This is a genomic window from Nocardia niwae NBRC 108934 = DSM 45340, from assembly GCF_001613465.1.
Taxonomy (GTDB): Bacteria; Actinomycetota; Actinomycetes; order Mycobacteriales; family Mycobacteriaceae; genus Nocardia; species Nocardia niwae.
This window is the reverse complement of sequence record NZ_BDCK01000010.1, coordinates 1-4,798: the sequence shown is the minus strand read 5'-3', so window position 1 is coordinate 4,798 and position 4,798 is coordinate 1. Positions and strand designations below refer to the sequence as shown.

Sequence of the window (4,798 nt, the reverse complement as noted above, 5' to 3'; positions counted from 1 at the left end):
ATTCGCAGTAGCGGCCTGGTGGTGACAGGCCAGCGTGGTGCGCCGCCGTCGTCGAACACCACCAGCGCGGGCGGCGAGCTCGACAGCGACCAGTTCGCAGGCAGGACGAGGCCGAACGTCGGCGACGGTGCGGCGACGAGCGCCGGAACCGTCGCGGCAAGGTGGTTCTTGACCGCCTTCGCCGGATCGGCCGGGCGGCGGACCGGCTTCACGGCTTCTGCTTCACCTCGAGCCCGACCGCCTCGGCGGCGCGGGTGAGCGTGCCGTACATCGCCTGATCGGCGGCCGGTACCTTGACCGCGGCCGCGCCGCGGTCAGTGGTGTAGTGGTCGACCTCGGCGTCGCTGCCCGCAGCCGCGGCCACCTCGGCGGCGACACCGTTGACCAGCGCCGCGAACGCTGGCGACTTGAGCAACTTGCCGATCGCCGCATTGTTGAGGCGCACACGCGGGTTCGCCATGATCAGCCCTCCCCTCTGCTGCACAGAGCCACGGTGCCGGTGCGCCGTGAGTGCGGTGATCGCCACTGCTCGACGGCGAGCTGATATCGCTGCCCGTCGACGGTGAGCTCGTCCTCACCGGTGAGGTCGACGGCGGGCAGGAAATAGACCGACTTGTCGACGCGCTGCCCGTTGCGGCCTCGGTCGATCATGTCGGGATTCGCGCCCGGCGCAACGGCCTTCGCGGTGAGCGCGGTGTCCGTACTCGGGATTGGGTTGCCGTCGTCGTCGTATCCGCCGCCGCGGTGCCGGATCACCTCGGTCACGGGAACACCGATCCGGCAGGCGGGTACCGGTAGCCGGGCGGGTCGCCGAACGATCCGCCCGGCATCGGCTCGGACGAAATGCCGAGCATCCGCTCGTGGCTCGCAAGGAACTGCAGCGTGCCCGCGCCGGTGACGAGGGTGCCCGACAGTGGGAACGGGCCCATTCCTTCCGAGAACGCTGAGTACCCGACCCACTCGCCCGGCGCCATCGCGACCCGGACGACCTCGATAACGACACGCTTCGCGATCGGATCGCCGTCGGCGATGTCCGGTCGCCGGGACGGGTCGCGAATCCAAGCCTCGGCCGCCGAGATCAGCAGATTGGCATCCGCGCGCTCGTCGTCCGAAAACGTCCGCCAACCGCGGGCGACCTCGTCGGCGGTCGCGAGCGGCATCGGTCACTCCTCCGGCAGGCGCGCGGCCAGCTCGGCGCGGGACAGGCCTGCGGCCTCCTCGGCGGACATGCCGCGAGACACCGCGTACGCGATCCACTCATCCTTGGGTGACGTCTGGCGGGGACGCGTCGGAGCGGCACCACCGGTGCCGTCGCCCGGCGCGCCTGCGCCCTGGTCTCCGGGACAAGGCGCGCCCTCACCCTGCTCGCCGAGATCCTCGCTCGATCCAGCGACCACAGCATCGGCAGGCTCGACCCATTCGTCGTCGGCCTGCTCGATCATCCCCATGTCGAGCAGACGTTCGACGTCGTCGGCGGCGAACTCGCCGCGGCGCAGCAGCGCACCGCGGTAGCGATACTGCGACTTTCCGGCGGCGTCGTGCAGGACGACGAGCGCCGCGGTCACACGTACGGCGCTCATCAGATACCCGTGATCTTCCATGCGGCCTTGGGCTCGACGACGATCGGCACCGTGACCCGGCGAGACCGGAGCAGGTACTTGTCGTTCTTCTCCTCGCGGATCGTCTTGACCTCGACGCCCGGGATCGAACCGCCAGCGGACACGTAACCGGGGCCTGCGAGCTTCTCGTCGGCCATACCGCCGAGCTGGCTCGTGTCGACGATGAGCGCCTGCCCGGCTGTCGGCAGGTTCGGAGTGGGCAGGAACCGCAGACCGGCGATCACCGGGAAGTTTCCGGTGTAGATCGGCGCGAGACCGTCCTCGCGCTTGAGCAGGTTCGCGACCTTGTCGTCGGACATGACGATGGCCCACGTCAGATCGTCGACCACGATCGTGTCCGGCTCGAATCCCTCATTGAGCGCGCGGATGTTCGCGACGGCCTTGAGCACGTCGCGGACGATGGCGGCCGAGCCGCCCGACCACGATGCCGCCGCCGCGGTGCTCTGGGTGACCTGCGATGCGATGGCGGCCAAGGCAACCGAGTCGATGGTCTTGACCATCTGGTTCACCTGCTTGATCAGTGCGCGGTTGACCGGGTCCATCTTGCGGCGCGCGATCGACTCGTCGGTGATCTCGGAGTCGCGGCCCCACTTGACGGTCTTGGCGACCTGCGCGGTGCCCTCGCTGAGCGAGGTGAGTGGGTACTCGGCACCCGGGGCGACGGCCTCGGGCGCGCGGTCTGAGTACATGCTCTCGCCCTGCTCGTACTCGACGGCGCCGCCGGGGGCGTCGTACCGGGCCGTCAGCAGGACGTCGGCGATGAACCGCTGCTCGGCCAGGGTGCGCAGGCGGCGCGCGACGAGGGTCGGGTCCTTGAGGAACCGCGAGATGGTGACGTTGTCGCCCGAGATGGTGGGTGCCGCGGGCGGGTAGGTGTACGGCATCGGTGATGTCCTCTCTTAGCGGGCGAGCTTGACGCGGACCTTGCCGCCGGACGCCGCCGCGAGGGCGACGCCGACGACCTGCGAGTAATCGGTGCCCGCGCCGATGTCGGCGACCGCACCGGCGGCGGCGGGCACAACGCGAGCACCGGCGGCGATCGCGCCGGAAGCGGCGAGCTCGTGCACGCCACCGGTCAGCACGGTGACGAGGTCACCGCTACCGCCGTCCTGCGCAGCGACGCCGAGCCACGCACTGGTTGCCGCCGAGGACGGCGCCACGGTGTCGTTGCCGGACACAATGAGCAACTGCCCGCCGGTGACGGCGGCCGAAGTGACCCGAGAGAATGCCTCGCCGGGCTTGAAGATCGCAGCGTATTCGGGCATGTCAGGCGTCCTTTCCGAACAGCGCCGAGTACACGTCGTCGCTGTTGTCGTCGTGGATGGTCCCCGCGTGACCCAGTTCGACCCCGACCGGGAACACCGGCTCGAGGGCGTTGAGGATCGAGAGCTCGCGCGGGTCCTTGTTCAGCCGGTCGAGCCAGGTGTTCCGCGACGCCGGGGCGATGCGGCCAGTGCGCACCGCGGTGTCGACCGCTGCGATGCGTTCGGCGCGCTCCTGTTCGGTGCGGGCCTGGTCGCCCCGGCGGGCAGCCTCCTGCAGCGCGGTCAGGGTGGCGCGGTCGATGGCGACCACACCGGCGGGCAGACGGTTCGCGGCCGGTGCCGGTTCCTCGGCGGGCGGCGGGGCCGGGGCGGTGTCGCCGTCCTGCCCCCACACGGTGAGCGCCTCCTGCGCGGTCGCGATGGCCTCCTCGAACGAGTCCGCGATGGGCTGCGCGATGGCCGCCACGTCCGGCGAAACCCCTTCGGTGGTGGCGGCCGTCGCGGTCGCGAGCAGCTCGGGCCCCGCGGTGACGAGCGCCTTGAGAAATGCGATGTCCTTGTCGTTGAACGGGAGCTCGACGGGCGCGATCGCCGCGGACGGTCGACCGGCGAGCTTGTCGAACGCGGCCGTGATGGTGGCCTCGTCCGCGTCCTCGGCGACGCCGAGGCGCTTCGCGATGCTGGCAAGTGCAGACATGCGCGTTCCCTTCTGGTTGGCCTCGGCCTCGGTGGCTGAGGGGGTACGTGGCGCCGGGGCCGCTTGGCGTCCGGCGTAGTTGAATGCCGACAGGTCGAACCGGGCGACGGGTGCGAGTGCGGTCGCCTCGACGAGCTCGACGCGGTCAGCGAGCCCGGCGGCGACGGCCTCGGACGCCGAGAACCACGTCTCGGCCTGCATGACGGCGCGCCACTCCTCGACGGTCCCGCCGGCCTTTTCGGCGTAGATCGACGCGATGTTGTTCGAGATGCGGTCGAGGTTCTCGGCATGCTTGCGCAGCTCGTCGGCGTTGCCGCTGGCGTAGACCCATGCGTCGTGGATCATGAGCTCGGCGTTGCGGCAGACGACCACCTCGTCACCGGCCATCGCGACGAAGCTCGCGGCCGACGCCGCGAGACCATCGACGACGGTCGTGATGTGGGCCGGGTGGCCGCGCAGCGTGTTCAGTAGGGCGATGGCCTCGTACACGTCGCCGCCGGGCGAGTTGATCCGCACGGTGATCGAGGTCGCCGCACACTTCGCGAGATCCTTCGCGAACGTCGCCGCGCTCACGCCCCACCAAGGATCGATCTCGTCGTAGATCAGCACCTCGGCCGAGGTGCCGTCGTCGAGATTCTGAATGCGGTACCACGGCGCGGGGCGCTCGCCGCGATTCCGGCTCGGTCCGTTCACCACAGCGTGAGTGCTCCATCCGGTTCGATTCGGGCTCGGGGGGACGGCGGTACCTCGGTCGCGATGCGCCGCATGGTGGCGCGCGTGCGCGTCGCCTCGCGAAACTCGTCGCGCGACATCCGCGCCATGCGAGCGGCGACCGCGGCGGCGGTGTCCTCGCGGTCCTGGTGTTCGACGAGCTCGTCGCCCTCGACGGCCTGCCGAATCGGTAGGCCGTAGTCCTGCCGGGCGGCCTGCTCGATCGCCTCGTCGGGCGTGATGATTCCGGCGCGCACGAGGATCTCGAGGGCCGCCGCGGTGGCGTCCTTCCTGCTGCCGATCTCGTCAAACACGAGCTGCGGTGCGACCTCGTCAGGCCCCCAATTGGCATCGACGAGGTCCTCGATGATGTGGGCCTGCGCGGTATCGCGGATCATCTCGGCGACCGTCTGCAGGCTCATCACAAAGAAATCGGCAAACGTCGTACCGAGTGCCCAACTGCCCGTGGAATTCCCGAGGTTCAGGAAGTGCGCGAGGACACTCCT

The 4,798-nt window shown here is 70.0% G+C and carries 8 protein-coding genes and 1 pseudogene; all 9 read right to left on the bottom strand.

Translation table 11 applies throughout. The annotated features are described in order from the left end of the window. A pseudogene (locus tag NNI01S_RS02810) lies at positions 1–212 on the bottom strand (hypothetical protein); the annotation flags it as partial. Further along, entirely contained in the window at positions 209–460 is a 252-nt protein-coding gene (locus NNI01S_RS02805) for a hypothetical protein (RefSeq protein ID WP_063017197.1), read from the bottom strand. The gene NNI01S_RS02805 and the pseudogene NNI01S_RS02810, both read right to left, overlap by 4 nt. 2 nt (positions 461–462) lie before the next feature. Beyond that, on the bottom strand, positions 463–765 hold the full coding sequence (locus NNI01S_RS02800) for a hypothetical protein (protein WP_063017192.1): 303 nt from the start codon (positions 763–765) through the stop codon (positions 463–465). Next, complete coding sequence (locus NNI01S_RS02795) at positions 762–1,160, bottom strand: hypothetical protein (protein ID WP_063017190.1); 399 nt, start codon at positions 1,158–1,160, stop codon at positions 762–764. The genes NNI01S_RS02800 and NNI01S_RS02795 overlap by 4 nt, the downstream gene beginning before the upstream one ends. 3 nt (positions 1,161–1,163) lie before the next feature. Next, a complete protein-coding gene (locus tag NNI01S_RS02790) occupies positions 1,164–1,580 on the bottom strand; it encodes a hypothetical protein (protein WP_063017188.1) in 417 nt (138 codons plus the stop codon). Continuing rightward, positions 1,580–2,503 (bottom strand): phage major capsid protein, encoded by a 924-nt coding sequence (locus NNI01S_RS02785; RefSeq protein WP_063017186.1) that lies wholly within the window; start codon positions 2,501–2,503, stop codon positions 1,580–1,582. Before NNI01S_RS02785 ends, NNI01S_RS02790 begins: the two co-directional genes overlap by 1 nt. Positions 2,504–2,518: 15 nt before the next feature. Further along, positions 2,519–2,884 (bottom strand): capsid cement protein, encoded by a 366-nt coding sequence (locus NNI01S_RS02780; protein WP_063017184.1) that lies wholly within the window; start codon positions 2,882–2,884, stop codon positions 2,519–2,521. A gap of 1 nt (position 2,885) precedes the next feature. Continuing rightward, a complete protein-coding gene (locus tag NNI01S_RS02775; protein WP_063017182.1) occupies positions 2,886–4,277 on the bottom strand; it encodes a head maturation protease, ClpP-related in 1,392 nt (463 codons plus the stop codon). Beyond that, positions 4,271–4,798: phage portal protein family protein (locus tag NNI01S_RS35190; protein WP_439956113.1), on the bottom strand; the 528-nt coding region annotated here is incomplete at its 5' end. The genes NNI01S_RS35190 and NNI01S_RS02775, both read right to left, overlap by 7 nt.

Excerpts from the sequence above, each read along its gene's own strand:
- NNI01S_RS02805 (WP_063017197.1), bottom strand. The coding sequence starts at position 460 with ATGGCGAACCCGCGTGTGCGCCTCAACAATGCGGCGATCGGCAAGTTG.
- NNI01S_RS02795 (WP_063017190.1), bottom strand. The coding sequence starts at position 1,160 with ATGCCGCTCGCGACCGCCGACGAGGTCGCCCGCGGTTGGCGGACGTTT.
- NNI01S_RS02790 (WP_063017188.1), bottom strand. The coding sequence starts at position 1,580 with ATGAGCGCCGTACGTGTGACCGCGGCGCTCGTCGTCCTGCACGACGCC.
- NNI01S_RS02785 (WP_063017186.1), bottom strand. The coding sequence starts at position 2,503 with ATGCCGTACACCTACCCGCCCGCGGCACCCACCATCTCGGGCGACAAC.
- NNI01S_RS02780 (WP_063017184.1), bottom strand. The coding sequence starts at position 2,884 with ATGCCCGAATACGCTGCGATCTTCAAGCCCGGCGAGGCATTCTCTCGG.